Source organism: Paenibacillus barengoltzii NBRC 101215 (genome assembly GCF_004000745.1).
Lineage (GTDB): Bacteria > Bacillota > Bacilli > Paenibacillales > Paenibacillaceae > Fontibacillus > Fontibacillus barengoltzii.
The window spans coordinates 1-15793 of the sequence record NZ_BILV01000048.1 but is presented as its reverse complement, the minus strand read 5'-3'; the positions used below and the strand labels follow the sequence as shown (position 1 = coordinate 15793).

Below are 15793 nucleotides of genomic sequence, written 5' to 3'. Positions count from 1 at the left end.
TGTGATTGCAATCACAAATATTTCACGGAACCCCCCGTTTCTTTTTGTTCCGTCTTTTGCCAAAATAGAGTCAGGAGGAGTGTCATTATGCCTACTACACATTTGCTATATATTGAAGACGATCCCGAAATCGGGGAATGGGTCAGCTCCAACCTGGAAGCGCGCGGGTATACAGTCACCTGGCTGAAGCACGGGGATCAGGCGGTGGAGAAAGCTGTCGATTGCCAACTAGTAATCCTGGACGTAATGCTGCCAGGGTTAGACGGCTTCACGATTGGGGGACGGTTGAAGCAGAAGTATCCGAAGCTGCCGGTATTGATGCTATCGGCTCGCACTTCGATTGACGACAAACTGCAAGGATTGAAGTTTGCCGACGACTATTTAACGAAGCCGTTCCATCCGGATGAGCTCGCCGCGCGAATCGAGGTGCTGCTTCGCCGCAGCGGGGGGATTGCTGACCCGGCGCCGCTGCGGATCAAACATTTGCTTGTGTATGAGAAAGAAAACCGGATTATCCATCAGGATACCAACGAGGAGATCGTGCTGACCGGCAAGCAGTTTCATATTTTCGCCTACCTGCTGCGCCACCTCGGGCAAATCCTGACCAAGGAGCAGATCTATGAGGCGGTATGGAACGAGCCCTACCTCGACGGGGACAAAACCTTGATGGTGCATATCCGCCACCTGCGCGAGAAGCTCGAACGGGATCCTGCCAATCCTGAAGTAATCGAAACCATCCGCGGGATCGGCTATCGGGTGAGGGCATGAAATTTCGTCCAGTGCGCAAGTTCCGTAAATCCCTGCTGACGCGATACGTTTTGATTTTAGGGATCGCATTTGTCTTTATTCCTGTCATGATTCCTATCAGCTTCATTGCAGCCTGGGGGGTGAATGTGCTCCTAAACCCTGACCATTACGGACACGAGATCCGTCCTTATGGCACCGGAAAACAAATTGAGGCCGCTTGGCATCAAGCGGCTGCTGAGCTCAAGGGAGCTCAAGCCGAGACCATCAACGCGAAGCTTAGAGAGATGAAGCAGCGGTATCCTGACGCCGCGCTGTATTGGGTCGACACCGCCGGCATGACCCGCCTGCAGCTGCCGGAACAAGCGTCGGTGCCCCCGCAATGGTCCCTAGAGGATACCATCGCCTTCATGAAGCAGCGTGTAGATGCTGATCCTTTTACGGTCGTCGCTTTTATTGGCGGGGACGAACAAGCCAAACAAGGCTTCATGGTGCTGGAGCTCCCGCGTAAATATATGGTGATTCAAAAAGGGGAGCAGTTTAGCGACAATCGCTTTTACGGCGTGTTTATCGCGATTCTGCTAGGGGCGTTCGTCTTGCTCTCCTATCTGTTCTTCAGCGATATCCGCAAGCGCCTGCTGCGCCTGGAAGCCGGCATGACCCGTCCGGGTCCCGATGGTCTGCCGTCCCCCATCGAGGAAGGGCGTCCGGACGAAATCGGTCGATTGGAGCTCGCTTTTAACCATATGGTGTTCGCCCTGAAGGACAGTCGCCAGCGGGAGCGTGAGGAAGAGGAGCTGCGCAAGAGCCTGATCAGCCACCTGTCCCATGACTTGCGGACGCCGTTAACCGTGCTGGGCAGCCATTTGTATTCGCTCCGTCAGGAATCTCTATCCGAACAGGGAAAGCAATCCCTGGCTTTGATGGAGACGAAAATCAGTGATTTATCCGGACTGATGGATCATCTGTTATCGTACAACCTGCTCTCCAGCGGACGGTATGCCATGTCCTTGGAGCGGCTGGATATCCTGCGGATCGTGCGGGAAAGTGCGGCGGCCTGGTACCCTGTCTGGGAGAAGAACGGGATTACAGCCGATATTGAGCTGCCAGAGCAGCCGATTTACTGGAACGTGGATGCCCAAGGGTTCCGCCGCGTACTCGATAACCTGTTCCAGAACCTGGTCCGCCATGCCGGATCGGGTCGGTATGCCGGGATTGCGGTAGAGCCATACGAGGGCACTACGGCTCTCACGATCAGCGACCACGGCCCTGGAATGGAGTCGGTTTCCGCAAATGGAGGCGCGGGGCTAGGCCTGCAAATCGTCGATCTGCTGCTCCGAGAAATGGGACTCACACGAGCCACCATATCCAGTGAAGCCGGAACGAAAGTGTATATTTATCCAGCGGCGAAATTGTCGTTGAAATAAGGAGAGAGACTGTCTCCAAAGCTGCTTCCTTTCCCTCGATTCGGAGGCAGTATCTCAGCGATTCGCGATGCCTGCAATGATACATTTTTGTGAGGGAGCAATCCCCGTTTTGTGTGTAAAAATGTTTCAAGCCCCAAAATTAAACGAATCTTAAACTTATCCCGCCTTTGCCTTTAACCTCCGGGCGATATGATCATGACGAGGTGATAATTCGTGAGTGAAATGATCATTCAAACGGAAGGTTTAACCAAAAAATATCGCGGCCGTTACGCCGTGGACCACTTAAACCTGGAGATTGCGAAGGGGGACATCTACGGGTTCCTCGGACCTAACGGTGCAGGGAAAACCACAACAATCCGCATGCTGCTGGGCTTAATTCAGCCCACTTCGGGCAGCATCCGCATCTTTGGCCGCGAGCTGCAACGCGATAAGCTGGCGATTCTGCGCCGCATCGGTTCGCTGGTCGAATCCCCGTCCTATTATGGACATTTGAGCGCCATCGACAACTTGGAAGCGATCCGCCGTATCTTGCAGGTGCCGAAATCGCGCATCGACGAGGTGCTGGATATCGTCTCGCTGTCTAGCGAAGCACGACGGCCGGTGAAAGGCTTCTCCCTGGGGATGAAGCAGCGCCTGGGCATCGCCGCATCGTTGCTGGGTAACCCTGAACTGCTCATCCTGGACGAACCGACCAACGGACTGGACCCGTCCGGGATTCATGAGATCCGCGAATTAATTAAGAGCATGCCGAAGCGTTACGGCATCACTGTGCTCGTATCCAGCCACCTGCTCGGGGAGATGGAGCTGATGGCCAGCAAAGTGGGCATTATCCGCGAAGGTCGGATGGTGTTTCAGGATACGATCGACAATCTGCGGCTTCAGGCGGCTCACGATATGGAACTCGTTGTTTCAGAGCCGGATGAAGCCCTTTGGGTAGCCCGTGATCTAGGCGCCATCGGCAAGCTGCGAAGCGGAGTTCTCTCGTTCCCGGGGATGGCTGACGCCCAGGTCGCACGCCTGGTCAAACAGCTGGTGGAGAACGGACATGCGATCTATCGCGTTGAGCAGAAGAAGAAGTCGCTGGAGGATATCTTTATGCAGGTCATTGGGGAGGGGACCGCGGTATGATGTTACGCTCCCTCTCAGCCGACTTTTTGAAGATCCGGCGTAAAGGTATCTGGTTTCTTATCTTTCTCGCTCCGCTCGGATTGGTCGCCATGCAGGCGCTCAATTTCGGGCTGCGCTACGACTGGTTGACCAAGCAATATGCCGATGACCTGTGGGGAGGTCTCCTGCAGAATATTTCCTTCTTCGTGCCGATTGCGATATATCTCGGCTGTACCTTGGTCAGCTCGCTAGTGGCGAACGTCGAACATCAGCTTAGCTCCTGGAAGCAACTGCTGGCTCTGCCGATCTCACGGACCGCGGTGTATTGCGCCAAATTCCTGCTGTGCTTCCTGTTGCTGTCCGTTTCCTGCGTGCTGTTATCGGTCGTAACCGTAATTCTAGGTATCGCTCTCGGTTTCGAGGCCAGTTCCATCCCTTACGCGGATTTGGCTCGCCTTGGGTTCTATCCGTTTTTTGCCGCGTTGCCGCTGCTGGCCCTCCAGCTCTGGCTGTCGCTCTCCTATCGGAACCAGTCGTTGCCGGTATCCCTTGGCGTCACGATTTCCATCCTTTCGCCGTTTACATTGAACCTGTCCGAGTGGTTTCCACTGAACTGGCCGTTGTTCGGGTTCGAAGGACCACACCGCGAATGGTTTGTCGCAGCCGGACTTGCCTGCGGCGCAGTTATCCTGTTGACTGGACTTGTTCATTTCAACCGAAAGGACGTGGATTAAGATGAAGACGTTCCTGAACGTACTGGCCGCAGAACGGCTCAAAATGTCACGCTCGCGCCTCTGGCTCGTCCTGCTGATCAGCCCGGCCCTGTCTGCCTTGATCGGCGCCCTGGTTAATCTGCCAAAGGGGGCCGATGCAGCAGTCTGGCCGCTCTTGATCAGCGCCATGTCGATGCTTCATGCACTACTATTTCTGCCAATCATGTCCGGCTTATTTCCGTCGTTCCTCTGCCGTTATGAGCACACGGGCGGCGGTTGGAAGCAGCTGCTGGTGCTTCCTGTCTCACGGAGCGCCGTTTATCTGGCCAAATTCACCGTCGTTGCCGTCTTATTAGCCGCCTCTCAGTTGCTCTTTCTAGCTGCCCTGTTGATTGTAGCCCTATTCCAAGGGATCTCTGGCCCAATGCCATGGGGGATGATCGCCACGAGCCTTATCGGCGGCTGGATTGCCTGTATGCCACTGGTTGCCTTACAGCTGGGCGTCTCGCTGGTGTGGTCCAGCTTCGCAGCGCCGCTTGCGGTGAACGTATCCCTGACGATTCCAAATCTGCTGATCATCAATTCAGACAAGATTGGCCCTTTCTATCCTTGGGCACAGCCGTTGCTGGCCATGATGCCGCGCGGGCAAGCGGATTACGGTGCCTTTAACCTGCCGTACGAGAGTTTGCTCATTACGGTTCTCGGCAGCTTCCTGTTGTTCCTGATCGCTGGGATGTTGTACTTCCGCCGCAAAGCGGTATAAATCAATCAAACTACATCAACCTGATCCACTGAATACAAAAAAGGCCTTGTAGATGAGCCGGATGAGCATGTTAGCCATCCAGACCCTCTACAGGCCTTCTATTTAATGGGGAGGTTATTCATCTTTCATTTGGCTTTCAAGCCAGGCAAGTGAGTTGCCCGATTATTCTTTGACGCCGCCCAACGCTACACCGGCAATAATGTACCGGGACAGCAAGAAGTAGACGATAAACAGAGGCAACGCCGTCAATGCCAGACCCATGTAGATCGAACCGAATTCTGTCTTGTAAATATCGCCGCGCAGCAAGCTGACCATAATCGGCATCGTATATTTACTCTTATCCGTCAACAAAATGAGCGGCATAAACAGGTTATTCCAGTTCGCAACAAAGGCGAAAATCGCTTGCGTTGCAATCGCCGGCATCATCAGCGGCAGAATGATCCGGTTAAATGTCTTGAATTCACCGGAGCCGTCAACGCGCGCCGCTTCCACGATCTCAAGCGAGAGCGTACCCAGCAGGTACTGACGCATGAAGAATACAACTGCTGGAGCTGCGATCGCTGGCAAAATCAAAGGCAACAGATTGTTGGTCCAATGAATTTTGTACATAAATTGATAGAAACCGATCGAGCTGGCCTGTGCTGGAATCAGCATCACTGCCATAATAAAGGTAAAGAATGGTTGACGCAGCTTCCAGCTATAAGCGACCAGACCATAGGCTGTCAAGGACGAGAAATAAACCGTCAACAAAGTCGCCGAACCCGAGATAATAAACGAGTTCATGAAGCCTTGAAGCGGATCAAAGCTCTTGTCCAGCAGTACCTTCAGGTTGCTCATCATATGAGTAGATGGGAGCAACGAGAGGCCCGCTTGGATCTCTGCCGTTGAACGCGTAGCGTTCACGAACATGATCCAGAATGGAAGGATGCTGAGGAGTGCCAGCAAAATACATACGACATATACGATCGTCCGATTAATTCGGAGAGCGACCGCACTGCCTTCTTTAATTTTTTCCATGGCTTACACCTCCCCTTTCATAGCTGCACGTTCTGCTTTCTTTTGTTGCTTAATCAATTTATTTAATTTCGCCGCATCCCGGTCACGCATCAAATAGAACAGGATGGCGGACAATGCAGCGGCAATGACGAACAGAATCATACTTGCGGCAGCCGCACGGTTATACATATAGCTTCCTTTAAATGCTTGCCCATAGATAAACATCGAGGTGGTCAGCGTGGAGTCGTCCGGTCCGCCTTGAAGGAACAATTGCGGAATATCGAACATCGTCAGACCGCCGATCATGGACGTAATTAACGTATATAGCATGATGGTGCGCAGACTTGGCAAGGTAATCTTGAAGAAGGTCTGCCAGCCGTTAGCTCCATCAATCGCAGCAGACTCGAAGATCGCTGGATTGATCCCCATGACACCTGCAATCAAAATAATCATCGTGTTCCCGTACCACATCCAGAATTGAATGAAGGAAACGATCCCACGTGCTGTCGTCTTATCCTGCAGGAAGAAAATTGGAGCATCCGACCAACCTAACAACTGGAACAGACTGTTTACCGGCCCCATCGGATATGCAAACAGAGAGCTAAAAAGCACCGCAATCGTACTTGCAGTGATAATATTCGGCATATAGAGCATGATCTTAAACGCGCCTTGGCCTTTAATGTTCAGACGTTTGTTCGTAAACCAGGCCGTAAGCAGCAGCGCAAGACCGATCTGCGGAATAAAGTTCACAATCCAAAGAATAAACGTATTCACAAGCGACTTCTTGAAAGAAGCATTTTCAAGGATCAGATCTTTAAAGTTCTGAAACGGATTATCGAGAATTTCCAATGGTTTAGGGATAATCCCTTGTAAGTTAGTAAAGCCAATCACGGCCGTATAGAGAATCGGATACAGTGAAAAAACCAAAAAAGCCAACACAAATGGCAACGTAAAATAGTAACCGTATCTCGAATAGTTAACACCTTTGCGGCGCATGCTTTCACCTCTTTCATGGATATGAAGGGGCGGGTTATATTCCCCGCCCCTTCGCATCTACTGCGTATTCTTATTCGCTGTCGATGCCAAGTTGGTCTTTAACTTGTTGTTTGAAGGTTTTGATCGCATCTTCACGGGATTTGTTGCCTGCCGTGTATTCGCGAACTTGGTCGCGCCACAGTTTGTTGATCGTTTCGTCGTATTGCGTCAAGTTCTTACCGGAAGCGTTCTCGTTCGCTGGAACGAAGATGTCAAACATGTTTTGACCGCCCAGCATTGGAACTTCACCGTTCGATTTTGCCATCACCACGGAGGAAGCTACGCTATCCTTCGTACCTGCTTCGCCCTCTTTCATCGTACCGTTTGCCCAGAAATATTGGAGGCCGGTTTCAGAGGTATCCAACGTTACCCAGTTAATGAAATCAGCAACCGCTTTCTTCTTCGCTTCGTCTTTCGTTACGTCTTTGTTAGCCAAGAGCCAAGTACCGCCCCAGAAGAACCCTGTTGGTGGTTCAGTTACAGCCCAGTCACCGTTTGTATCTTTAACTTGACCGTTCATGACATAGTTGATCAACCAAGCTGGACCAAAGAAACCAAAGATCGGTTGAGCACCGGAGCCGGACATGTCAGCATACCATGCTTCTGTCCAGTCTGTCGTGTCGTTGTGGTAACCGTTGTCTTTCAACTTCTTGGAGAGATCCAAGAACTGTTCACGCTTCGGATCGATGTGCAGTTTGCCGTCAACGATCCAGCCTTTGTCGGAGCTGTTCTCGATCGCGTGCCAGATATCACCGTCACCGGATACGATACCATAGCCTTTAGCTTTCAGCTTCGCAGCTGCATCGAAGAACTTATCCCAACCAGGACCAACTTCATTTTTGATAGCAGCTGGGTCATCTGTCCCGAATACGTCTTTCGCAATCGAACGACGATAGATGAAAGCGCCGCCAGTTGCTTGGTAGCCAAGAGCTTTCAGCTCGCCGTCTTTACTACCGATATCTACGGAGTATTGAGCGATGCCAGCATCTTGAACCATTTGGTCAGTCAAGCCCAGGTCAGCGTAGTTCGCTGCATACCCGGAAGCGTCGCCTTGCGTATATTTCAGAACGAACGCTGCTTCAGCAGCATAAATGTCCGGGGCGTCTTTGCCGCCGCCAGCCAAAGCTTGGTCAAGCGCAGGTTGGTAAGCGCCATCAGTTGTAGCGATAACCGTTGTTTTGAATTCAACATTAGCGTCTGGATGCGTTTCCAAATATTTTGTAGTCATATTTGGAATTTCATCCGTGAAGCTCCACAGATTGATGGTAACCTTTTCGCCGCTGGAACCTTTACCTGCGGAAGAATTCGTTTCCGTAGGTGTTGTATTGTTCGAGGACGACTCATTCTTGGAATTGCCGCCGCAAGCCGTGAGAGCTGTTGTCATCACCAGCAAGGCGGAGATCCCGATCAACAGGTGTTTCATACGTTTCATGCGTTTCATGCTTTGCCTCCCCTTTTGTTTACTCTTCTCGGTATTTTGTAACCGCATTCACATTTTAATACATCTTTTTGTTCTCCATAAGTAAGCGCTTATTGGGAAAAGTTCAACTATTTTTGGGTCTTGAGATCGAGGGGGCCTTTTCAGACTCAAATCAGAATGACAATTGTCATCTCAATGTCATGACAGTCCTTACTAACAGAGGGGCCGCAGTTCCTTTATGCTTAAGTTAACCGAGGAAGAAATAACCAAGATGAAACCTTGATCGGAGGCGAAGCTTTCGTGGAACCTATTATTGAAATGAAGGACGTCAGCAAGAGCTTCAAAGATAAAAAAGCGGTAGATCATCTATCATTTACCATTTCCAAAGGCACCATCACCGCCATTCTAGGACCAAATGGAGCCGGGAAGACGACGGCGGTCTCGATGCTGCTCGGCTTGCTGGAACCAACAGCCGGAACGATTCAACTGTTCGGAAAGCCGCCGAAAGACCGCTTGGTCCGCGAGCGGACTGGGGCGATGCTGCAGGAGGTCAGCGTGATGGATCGGCTAAAGGTACGCGAAATCCTGGAGCTGATTCGCAGCTACTACCCCAACCCGATGGCGATGGACGAATTGGTTCGTCTGACGGGGTTGTCCAATAGCGATTTAAACCGCTATGCCGAGAAGCTGTCCGGCGGGCAGAAGCGCAGCCTTAGCTTTGCCCTTGCCTTGGCAGGGAACCCGGAGTTGCTCTTCTTTGATGAGCCCACAGTGGGGCTGGACATCACGTCGCGCCGCCGCTTCTGGGACAGCGTTCGCAAGTTGGCCGCACAAGGGAAGACGGTCGTTTTCACAACGCATTACTTGCAAGAAGCCGACGATATTGCCGATCGAATCTTGTTGTTTAACCGGGGCTCCTTAGTCGCAGACGGCACGCCTGAAGCGATCAAATCGCGGATTGTCAAACGTTCGATTTCCTTCCTTGCCGACGGCGATGGTCCCGAACTGCGGAGCCGATTGCTGGCGCTCTCCCCTGTCGCGGAATGCTACAACAAAGACGGACGTATCCATGTGACAACGGAGGATACCGACGCAGCATTGGCAGCTTTGTTTACCGCCGGTCTGCCCGTGCACGACATCCAGATCGAGCAAGGACGGTTGGATGAAGCGTTCGAACAGCTAACGACAAACCATGAAGAGGAGGCAATCTAACGATGCGTACCATTACGATGCAATGTAAAGCGGAAATGCTTCGGGTGATCCGCAACCCCTATTATGTATTTTGGTCGTTGTTGATGCCGGTCTTGTTCTACTTTATCTTCACGCGGGTCGTTAATACCGGGGCCGACAATCCGAGCGAATGGCGGGCGTATTACCTGATGTCCATGACGACCTTCAGCGTAATGGGGTCGGCGATTATGACGCTTGGCATCCGCCTGGTGCAGGAGCGTACCCAAGGCTGGGCGACCTTCATGCGAATCACGCCGCTGCCCGGTTCGATTTATTTCTTCGGCAAAATGTTCGGCCAAACCATGATGCACCTGTTTTCCGTAGTGTTTATTTTTATCGCGGGGTATTTAATTAACGGGGTAACACTGCCTTGGTATCTGTGGATTTCCAGCGGGTTGTGGATCATTGCAGCTTCGCTTCCTTTTCTCGCGTTGGGGACGCTGGTGGGTCTGATGAAGCGCGTGGATACGGCGAGCGGCGTCAGCAACGTTGTGTACCTGCTTCTCGCCGTCGCAGGCGGTATGTGGATGCCGTTCGAAGTGCTGCCTAAGGTGATGCAGGCCATCGGCAAATGGCTACCCTCCTACCAGTTCGGAAGCGGGGCCTGGTCCATCGTTCAAGGGGATGCCCCGAGCTGGCAAAGCGTGCTGATTTTGCTGGGCTACCTCTTCCTGTTTATGATACTATCCACATATATCCGAAAAAAACAGGAAGCGGTGTAACTCCAAATGAAGTTAGGTAAGTTCCAGTTTGAATGGTTTCCGAAAAAATACGGCTGGTTCCCCTACGTCTGGCCGATCTACTTGATTCTTCCCTTCTTCAATATTCGGGGAGAGCATGGAATCAAGCTGTGGATCGGCTGCGCAATGATCGTCTTGTTTGCCGTGACTTATCGCCAGTTATACTGGGTTACCGGCAAAGTCTTCAACTTGTGGCTTGCGCTGCAAATGGCCCTCATTCTGGCGCTCTGTATGTTCTATAGTCCGTATAACTTCTATTTGGGCTTCTTCACCTCGAACTTCATCGGTTGGTACACCGATCACAAGAAGTTCCATGTGGCTATTTCCTGCTTCGCTGCAGTAGAAGTACTGTCGCTCCTGTTTGGCGCCCGGAATCTGGTTGCCAGCGATCTGCCGTTTATGTTGCCTTTTCTGGTCATTATGCTGGTGATGCCTTACGGCATCCGTTCAATGTCGAGACGGCAGCAATTGGAGCGGGAACTGGACCGGGCGAACGAGCAGATTAAGGAGCTGATCAAGCGGGAGGAACGTATGCGCATCGCCCGCGATTTACACGATACGCTCGGCCATACTTTATCTCTAATCACGCTCAAAAGCCAGCTGGTCGAGAAGCTCGCCGCCAAAGATGCGGAACGGGCCCAAGCTGAGGCGCGGGAGATCCAGCGTACCTCCCGGGCCGCGCTGCGACAAGTGCGGGAGCTCGTCTCCGACATGCGGGCGATCACCGTCGCGGAGGCGTTGGCGGAAGCCAGCGAAATCCTTCGCGCAGCCGACATCGCCCTCGACGTGGAAGGCGACCCGCGACTCGCCGGCGTGTCGGACTTGATGCAGAACATCGTCAGCCTCTGCATCAAAGAGGCAGTGACGAACATCGTCAAGCATAGCCGGGCCACGCGCTGCGTCGTCACGATTGAGACCGCACCGGCGGAGGTGCGGCTGCAGATCGAGGACAACGGGATCGGGTTGTCCTCGGGGAAGGCGGGCAGCGATCGGCTGGCCCCGCCTTCGGGCGACAGTGTCGCAGGCAATGGCTTGAAGGGCATGGCCGAGCGGTTGTCGCTGATCGACGGCACATTAACCGTCGGAGCGGGGAGCTTGGAAAACGCGGATGGTTCCGAGGCCGGGGACGGCCGGGGTACCCGGCTGCAGATCACCATCCCGCTCATCGTGAAAGAAGCTGCTAAAGAAGGTGAAACCGCATGATTCGCATCGTCATCGCCGAGGACCAACGCATGCTGCGGGGGGCGCTGGCCTCCCTGCTCGATCTGGAGGACGACCTTGAGGTCGTCGGCCAGGCCGGTGACGGCGCGGAGGCGCTGGCGCTCATCGAGAAGCTGCGCCCCGATGTCTGCCTCATGGACATCGAGATGCCGCTGATGAGCGGTCTGGAGGTGGCCGAACGGCTGCAGGCCCAGGGATCGCCGTGCCGCGTCATCATCTTAACGACGTTCGCGCGTCCCGGCTACTTCGAACGGGCAGTGAAGACCGGCGTCCAAGGCTACCTGCTCAAGGATGAATCCAGCGATCGGCTGGCAGAGGCGATCCGACGGGTGATGGCCGGCCACCGCGAAGCTTCGCCGGAGCTGGTCTTCGGCAGCCTCCGCCGGGACAATCCCTTGACCGCCCGCGAGCAAGATATTCTGCGGCTGGCTGCTAAAGGCTGCACCGCCAGCGAAATCGCGGTTTCTCTGCACTTGTCCTACGGCACCGTTCGTAATTATATTTCCGAAATTTTGAACAAGCTGGAGGTCAAGAGCCGCATCGAAGCGGTTCGCCTCGCCGAGGAGAACGGATGGATTTAAGTACGCAAATATCATAACGCCAAAAAGGACGCCGATCTCGGCGTCCTCTTAAATTTTCACGTTGCAATCTATTCGATTTTTCGTGTTCATTCAGGTGTTAGATGATCGAAAACCTGAAATGTACTCGATTTTTCATATAGATTCTTGCGGTTTAGGATCGGATCGGCAAAATGTGTATGAAATTTCATATACAATCCTTTGAAATCGCCGAAATCCCCTCAATATACTCGATTTTTCGAATACATTTCGGACAGCAAAAGACCGTCCTGTGTCCCCAACGTTAACTCCCCGTCGGGCCGCTCCAATCATGCACCATGCTGCCCTCCAGGAACTTCTCGCAGTCCATCGCCGCCATACAGCCGGAACCCGCCGCGGTGATCGCTTGGCGGTAACGTGTATCCTGGACGTCGCCGCAAGCAAATACCCCCGGCACGTTCGTCTCCGTGGTTCCCGGCTTCACCACGATATAGCCGTGGTCGTCGGTCTCTACGGCGCCGCCGAGAAACTTCGTGTTTGGCGTATGACCAATCGCCACGAACACTCCGTCGGCCTCCAGCAGCTCCTCTTGCCCATCGGCATTGTTCCGCACCTTCAGGCCCTTCACTTTGACGCCGTCCTCATCCGTCACCACTTCCAACGGTGTGCGGTTAAGTGCCCAGCGGATTTTCTCGTTGGATCTGGCGCGACCCTGCATGATTTTGGAGGCGCGCAGCTCCTCCCGACGATGCACGATCGTCACTTCGGTCGCGAATCGCGTCAGGAAATTCGCTTCCTCCATGGCGGAGTCACCGCCTCCGACAACGATGAGTTTTTTGCCGCGGAAGAAGAACCCATCACAGGTGGCACAGGTGCTGACCCCTCGTCCTACATTCTCTTGCTCGCCCGGGATGCCCAAATATTTCGCCGAGGCCCCGGTCGATATAATCACCGATTCGGATTCCAGCACCTCACCGCCTTCGAGCGTCACTTGAAACGGCCGCTTGGAGAAATCCACCTTCTCCACCCAGCTGGCCCGAAACTGTGCGCCAAACCGTTCTGCTTGCTTGCGCATATTGTCCATCAGCTCAGGGCCCATAATGCCTTCCGGAAAGCCGGGGAAATTCTCTACTTCCGTCGTCGTGGTCAACTGACCGCCCGGCTCCAGCCCCTCGATCACCACCGGGCTCAGATTCGCCCGCGCCAAATAAATCGCCGCCGTTAATCCGGCCGGCCCCGTTCCAATCACCAATACTTTGTGCATACGCTCGTACCTCCTTGGTTCCTAGGAAATAGCTCGACCCGTCGATTCCTATGTAAATGGAATACTCCATCAAATTTTCCCCAAGTTGGACCTGCTTTACCCATCAAACTATTGGACCGAAGGAAAAATGTCCGCGAGCTTCTCCTTCACGCCGCAAACTTCATCCACCCGTTGAACGTAACGACGAGCCGTAGAAGCGGAAATATTGTATTTCTGCGCCACCTGCTCGTAGGTAACGGATTGCCCGTGCATTTTGGCCGTCAAATATTCAAGCGCTGCGGCCCAGCCCTCCAAATGGGAGACCGTTGGCGTATCCGGATATAACCGGGTAAGAAACTCCGCCCACAACGTCTCCATATCATGCTGCTGCTGAAGATCGAAGCTCGGCTTCATCCGCTCCAGCGCCAAATCTACCACCGCTTGCCACTCACTCCGCCATACCGGCAGCTGTGTAGATACCCGGCTCGGATCAACCAGCGTTGTCGTTGCTCCAGAACGAACGGGCAGCGGCTGGTTCACGCCAAGATTGCGGAGGACAAACAAAGCCATTTCTTTCAAATACGCATCCTCATCCGGCTCCAGCAAGAAGGCTTGCAGCGCCTCCTCAACCTCCTGGTCAGCGATCAGGCCCATCGCTTGAATGACTTGAAGCTTGGTTTTGTGATCCCCGTGGCGCAGCGCCCAGAAGAACGAGGAACGAATCAGCGGGTTCTCCTTCATCTCAGCCGGGATCCCTTCTTCCGAAGCCTCCCAGCGTTTCATTTGCTCCTCGAACGGCAGCAGGTACTGGTAATTCACCGGAACCGGTTCTGCCTCGGGATGTTCACGCTCCTGGGACAGAATGTTCAAGTAATAGCCCGGCACACTCGAGCTGGGATCCAGTCTTTTGGCAGCCTTCCAGAGCTTCTCGGCTTCCTCCTTCCGCCCCGTATGGTAGGCAGCCACAGCCGCATAGTGATACAGGCTGGCATCCAAGTTCGTCTCACTCCCGCGCATCAGCCGTTGAAAATGGCCAAAGGCCGCTTCGTGCCGCCCCAAGATGCCCATCGTTGTTGCCAGCTTGAACACGTGCTCTTGGTGGAATGGAACGATATTTTTCAATCGCCCGGCCAACTCTTCCAACGCCTCACGGTTCCCGGCATGCTGATAAAAAATCGCCAGATTACACAAGCCGTGCAAATTACCCGGATCCTGCACCAACACCTCTTCCACGGTCTCTACCGCTTTGCGGAACAATCCGAGGTAGTAATACCCTAAGGCCAGATTATTGCGGGCCGCCAGAAAATCAGGACGAGTCTGCACCAGCTCCTCCAGCATTTTAACGGCTTGTGCGAACTTGCCTTCCTCCAGCAACGCACGCGCCTGATCGTGCTCATAGACGCCATGGCGCGATTTGATGCTCTTTAATTTCGTCGGGCGATCCAGCTCGTATTGCAGCAGGTCGATCATCTCCTCGGCCTCGCTCAGGAACTGTCCTTGTTCATCCTCCTCCAAATAACGGATGAGCGCTTCTTCGGCCGCTTCAAACATATCCATATTGGCGTAATTGTTCGCCATATAGAAATAACATTCCGTCATGGACGGGTCGATCTCCTCCAGCACGGTCTGGAGCACCTCATTGGATGCCGCATAGTCTCCCATCTCCGATAGAATCCCGGCCATATTGCAGTGATTCACCGGGTTGCTCGGCTCGTATTCCACGGCTTTGCGGAAATATTTTAATGCCTTGTCATAGCGATAACGGTCCAACGAAGAAACGGCTCTCTCGAAGAAAAATCCCGCATCCATCGAGATCGGCAGTACTTTCCCCCGCTGGTTCTTAGCCGGTCGCTTTCTTTCCTTCAAGCAAGGCACCTCCTTTGATTTCAATCTTCCAAGTCTACTTTCCGTACGTTTCAGGTAAACTCTCCATTCCACAGTATAACATAGGAGAAGCTGTCCTCCCACGGGGAATCCAAGCGGAAAATAACGGATGTGCCGCGTCTGGAAGGAAATCCACGCTCCGCAAGCGAATTATTAAGATATTTGCAGAGAAAGGAGCTATCCCCATAATGTATTTTGTTTGGGAAAATACGGTTATTGCCTTATTGATTCTCTTACTGGTCATTTACGCGATCTGGTTTTTTCTTCTTAGAAAAAAACGACACTAAAGGAGGGCTTCCGGACGATGGACACGAACCACCCCCAATTTACGACGATCGACGAATATATCGCCCAATTTCCGCCGGAGATTCAGGACAGATTGCAGCAAATCCGTAAGCTGGTCCATGAGATTGCGCCTCACGCCACTGAGCGGATCAGTTACAAAATGCCGACTTTTGAAACTGATGGCAAAGTTCTGGTACATTTTGCAGCGTTTAAGAAACATATCGGTTTCTACCCAACCCCGAGTGGAACGGAGCAATTTGCCGAGGAACTGTCCCAGTACCAAGGCGGAAAAGGGTCCGTACAGTTTCCTTTGGACCAGCCGCTGCCGCTGGATCTGATTCGCCGCATGGTTCTCTTCCGCGCAGAGGAAAATCGCCGGGCCGCCGAAGCCAAAGCGGCTAAGAAGCCGAGGAAGAACCCCTAACTCG

15 protein-coding genes are annotated in these 15793 nt (G+C 53.1%); 10 read left to right on the top strand and 5 right to left on the bottom strand.

Annotation, left to right across the window (positions count from 1 at the left end):
• The first annotated feature begins 87 nt into the window (after positions 1 to 87).
• The 5 genes from PBA01S_RS14050 to PBA01S_RS14030 all read left to right on the top strand — a co-directional run bounded on the left by PBA01S_RS14050 (position 88) and on the right by PBA01S_RS14030 (position 4754).
• Positions 88 to 768, top strand: a complete 681-nt coding sequence (locus PBA01S_RS14050) for a response regulator transcription factor (protein WP_127576215.1) — start codon at positions 88 to 90, stop codon at positions 766 to 768.
• A complete protein-coding gene (locus PBA01S_RS14045) occupies positions 765 to 2171 on the top strand; it encodes a sensor histidine kinase (RefSeq protein WP_127576214.1) in 1407 nt (468 codons plus the stop codon). Before PBA01S_RS14050 ends, PBA01S_RS14045 begins: the two co-directional genes overlap by 4 nt.
• Positions 2172 to 2384: 213 nt before the next feature.
• A complete protein-coding gene (locus PBA01S_RS14040; RefSeq protein ID WP_016314026.1) occupies positions 2385 to 3299 on the top strand; it encodes an ABC transporter ATP-binding protein in 915 nt (304 codons plus the stop codon).
• A complete protein-coding gene (locus PBA01S_RS14035) occupies positions 3296 to 4012 on the top strand; it encodes an ABC transporter permease (RefSeq protein WP_028539597.1) in 717 nt (238 codons plus the stop codon). Before PBA01S_RS14040 ends, PBA01S_RS14035 begins: the two co-directional genes overlap by 4 nt.
• A gap of 1 nt (position 4013) precedes the next feature.
• Positions 4014 to 4754 carry an ABC transporter permease gene (locus PBA01S_RS14030; RefSeq protein ID WP_028539596.1) on the top strand — a complete coding sequence of 247 codons (741 nt, stop codon included), beginning with the start codon at positions 4014 to 4016 and terminating at the stop codon, positions 4752 to 4754.
• A gap of 162 nt (positions 4755 to 4916) precedes the next feature.
• Here PBA01S_RS14030 and PBA01S_RS14025 read toward each other — a convergent pair whose 3' ends face one another.
• The 3 genes from PBA01S_RS14025 to PBA01S_RS14015 all read right to left on the bottom strand — a co-directional run bounded on the left by PBA01S_RS14025 (position 4917) and on the right by PBA01S_RS14015 (position 8226).
• On the bottom strand, positions 4917 to 5771 hold the full coding sequence (locus PBA01S_RS14025) for a carbohydrate ABC transporter permease (protein ID WP_016314029.1): 855 nt from the start codon (positions 5769 to 5771) through the stop codon (positions 4917 to 4919).
• Between the two features lie 3 nt (positions 5772 to 5774).
• Positions 5775 to 6746 carry a carbohydrate ABC transporter permease gene (locus PBA01S_RS14020; RefSeq protein ID WP_028539595.1) on the bottom strand — a complete coding sequence of 324 codons (972 nt, stop codon included), beginning with the start codon at positions 6744 to 6746 and terminating at the stop codon, positions 5775 to 5777.
• 70 nt (positions 6747 to 6816) lie between these two features.
• On the bottom strand, positions 6817 to 8226 hold the full coding sequence (locus PBA01S_RS14015) for an ABC transporter substrate-binding protein (RefSeq protein WP_028539594.1): 1410 nt from the start codon (positions 8224 to 8226) through the stop codon (positions 6817 to 6819).
• 279 nt (positions 8227 to 8505) lie between these two features.
• On the opposite strand from PBA01S_RS14015, the gene PBA01S_RS14010 reads away from it, so the two are divergent.
• The 4 genes from PBA01S_RS14010 to PBA01S_RS13995 are packed head-to-tail and all read left to right on the top strand — an operon-like array spanning position 8506 to position 11977.
• Positions 8506 to 9417 (top strand): ABC transporter ATP-binding protein, encoded by a 912-nt coding sequence (locus PBA01S_RS14010; protein ID WP_174844488.1) that lies wholly within the window; start codon positions 8506 to 8508, stop codon positions 9415 to 9417.
• 2 nt (positions 9418 to 9419) lie between these two features.
• Positions 9420 to 10157, top strand: a complete 738-nt coding sequence (locus tag PBA01S_RS14005) for an ABC transporter permease (RefSeq protein WP_028539592.1) — start codon at positions 9420 to 9422, stop codon at positions 10155 to 10157.
• 6 nt (positions 10158 to 10163) lie between these two features.
• Positions 10164 to 11378, top strand: a complete 1215-nt coding sequence (locus PBA01S_RS14000) for a sensor histidine kinase (RefSeq protein WP_127576213.1) — start codon at positions 10164 to 10166, stop codon at positions 11376 to 11378.
• Complete coding sequence (locus tag PBA01S_RS13995; RefSeq protein WP_028539590.1) at positions 11375 to 11977, top strand: response regulator transcription factor; 603 nt, start codon at positions 11375 to 11377, stop codon at positions 11975 to 11977. Before PBA01S_RS14000 ends, PBA01S_RS13995 begins: the two co-directional genes overlap by 4 nt.
• A 280-nt stretch (positions 11978 to 12257) precedes the next feature.
• On the opposite strand, the gene trxB is transcribed toward PBA01S_RS13995, so the two are convergent.
• Positions 12258 to 13217: a thioredoxin-disulfide reductase gene (gene trxB / locus PBA01S_RS13990; protein ID WP_127576212.1), complete on the bottom strand. Its 960-nt coding sequence runs from the start codon at positions 13215 to 13217 to the stop codon at positions 12258 to 12260.
• 108 nt (positions 13218 to 13325) lie between these two features.
• On the bottom strand, positions 13326 to 15062 hold the full coding sequence (locus tag PBA01S_RS13985) for a tetratricopeptide repeat protein (protein WP_127576211.1): 1737 nt from the start codon (positions 15060 to 15062) through the stop codon (positions 13326 to 13328).
• Positions 15063 to 15384: 322 nt separating this feature from the next.
• Between PBA01S_RS13985 and PBA01S_RS13980 the strand changes: the two genes are divergently transcribed.
• Positions 15385 to 15789, top strand: a complete 405-nt coding sequence (locus tag PBA01S_RS13980; protein ID WP_016314039.1) for an iron chaperone — start codon at positions 15385 to 15387, stop codon at positions 15787 to 15789.
• Positions 15790 to 15793 lie beyond the last annotated feature (4 nt).

Bases quoted from the DNA above. Each gene is read 5' to 3' on its own strand.
- PBA01S_RS13980 (WP_016314039.1), top strand. From the start codon at position 15,385: ATGGACACGAACCACCCCCAATTTACGACGATCGACGAATATATCGCC.
- PBA01S_RS14030 (WP_028539596.1), top strand. From the start codon at position 4,014: ATGAAGACGTTCCTGAACGTACTGGCCGCAGAACGGCTCAAAATGTCA.
- PBA01S_RS14005 (WP_028539592.1), top strand. From the start codon at position 9,420: ATGCGTACCATTACGATGCAATGTAAAGCGGAAATGCTTCGGGTGATC.
- PBA01S_RS13995 (WP_028539590.1), top strand. From the start codon at position 11,375: ATGATTCGCATCGTCATCGCCGAGGACCAACGCATGCTGCGGGGGGCG.
- trxB (WP_127576212.1), bottom strand. From the start codon at position 13,217: ATGCACAAAGTATTGGTGATTGGAACGGGGCCGGCCGGATTAACGGCG.
- PBA01S_RS14015 (WP_028539594.1), bottom strand. From the start codon at position 8,226: ATGAAACGCATGAAACGTATGAAACACCTGTTGATCGGGATCTCCGCC.
- PBA01S_RS14035 (WP_028539597.1), top strand. From the start codon at position 3,296: ATGATGTTACGCTCCCTCTCAGCCGACTTTTTGAAGATCCGGCGTAAA.
- PBA01S_RS14020 (WP_028539595.1), bottom strand. From the start codon at position 6,746: ATGCGCCGCAAAGGTGTTAACTATTCGAGATACGGTTACTATTTTACG.
- PBA01S_RS14045 (WP_127576214.1), top strand. From the start codon at position 765: ATGAAATTTCGTCCAGTGCGCAAGTTCCGTAAATCCCTGCTGACGCGA.
- PBA01S_RS14000 (WP_127576213.1), top strand. From the start codon at position 10,164: ATGAAGTTAGGTAAGTTCCAGTTTGAATGGTTTCCGAAAAAATACGGC.
- PBA01S_RS14025 (WP_016314029.1), bottom strand. From the start codon at position 5,771: ATGGAAAAAATTAAAGAAGGCAGTGCGGTCGCTCTCCGAATTAATCGG.
- PBA01S_RS14050 (WP_127576215.1), top strand. From the start codon at position 88: ATGCCTACTACACATTTGCTATATATTGAAGACGATCCCGAAATCGGG.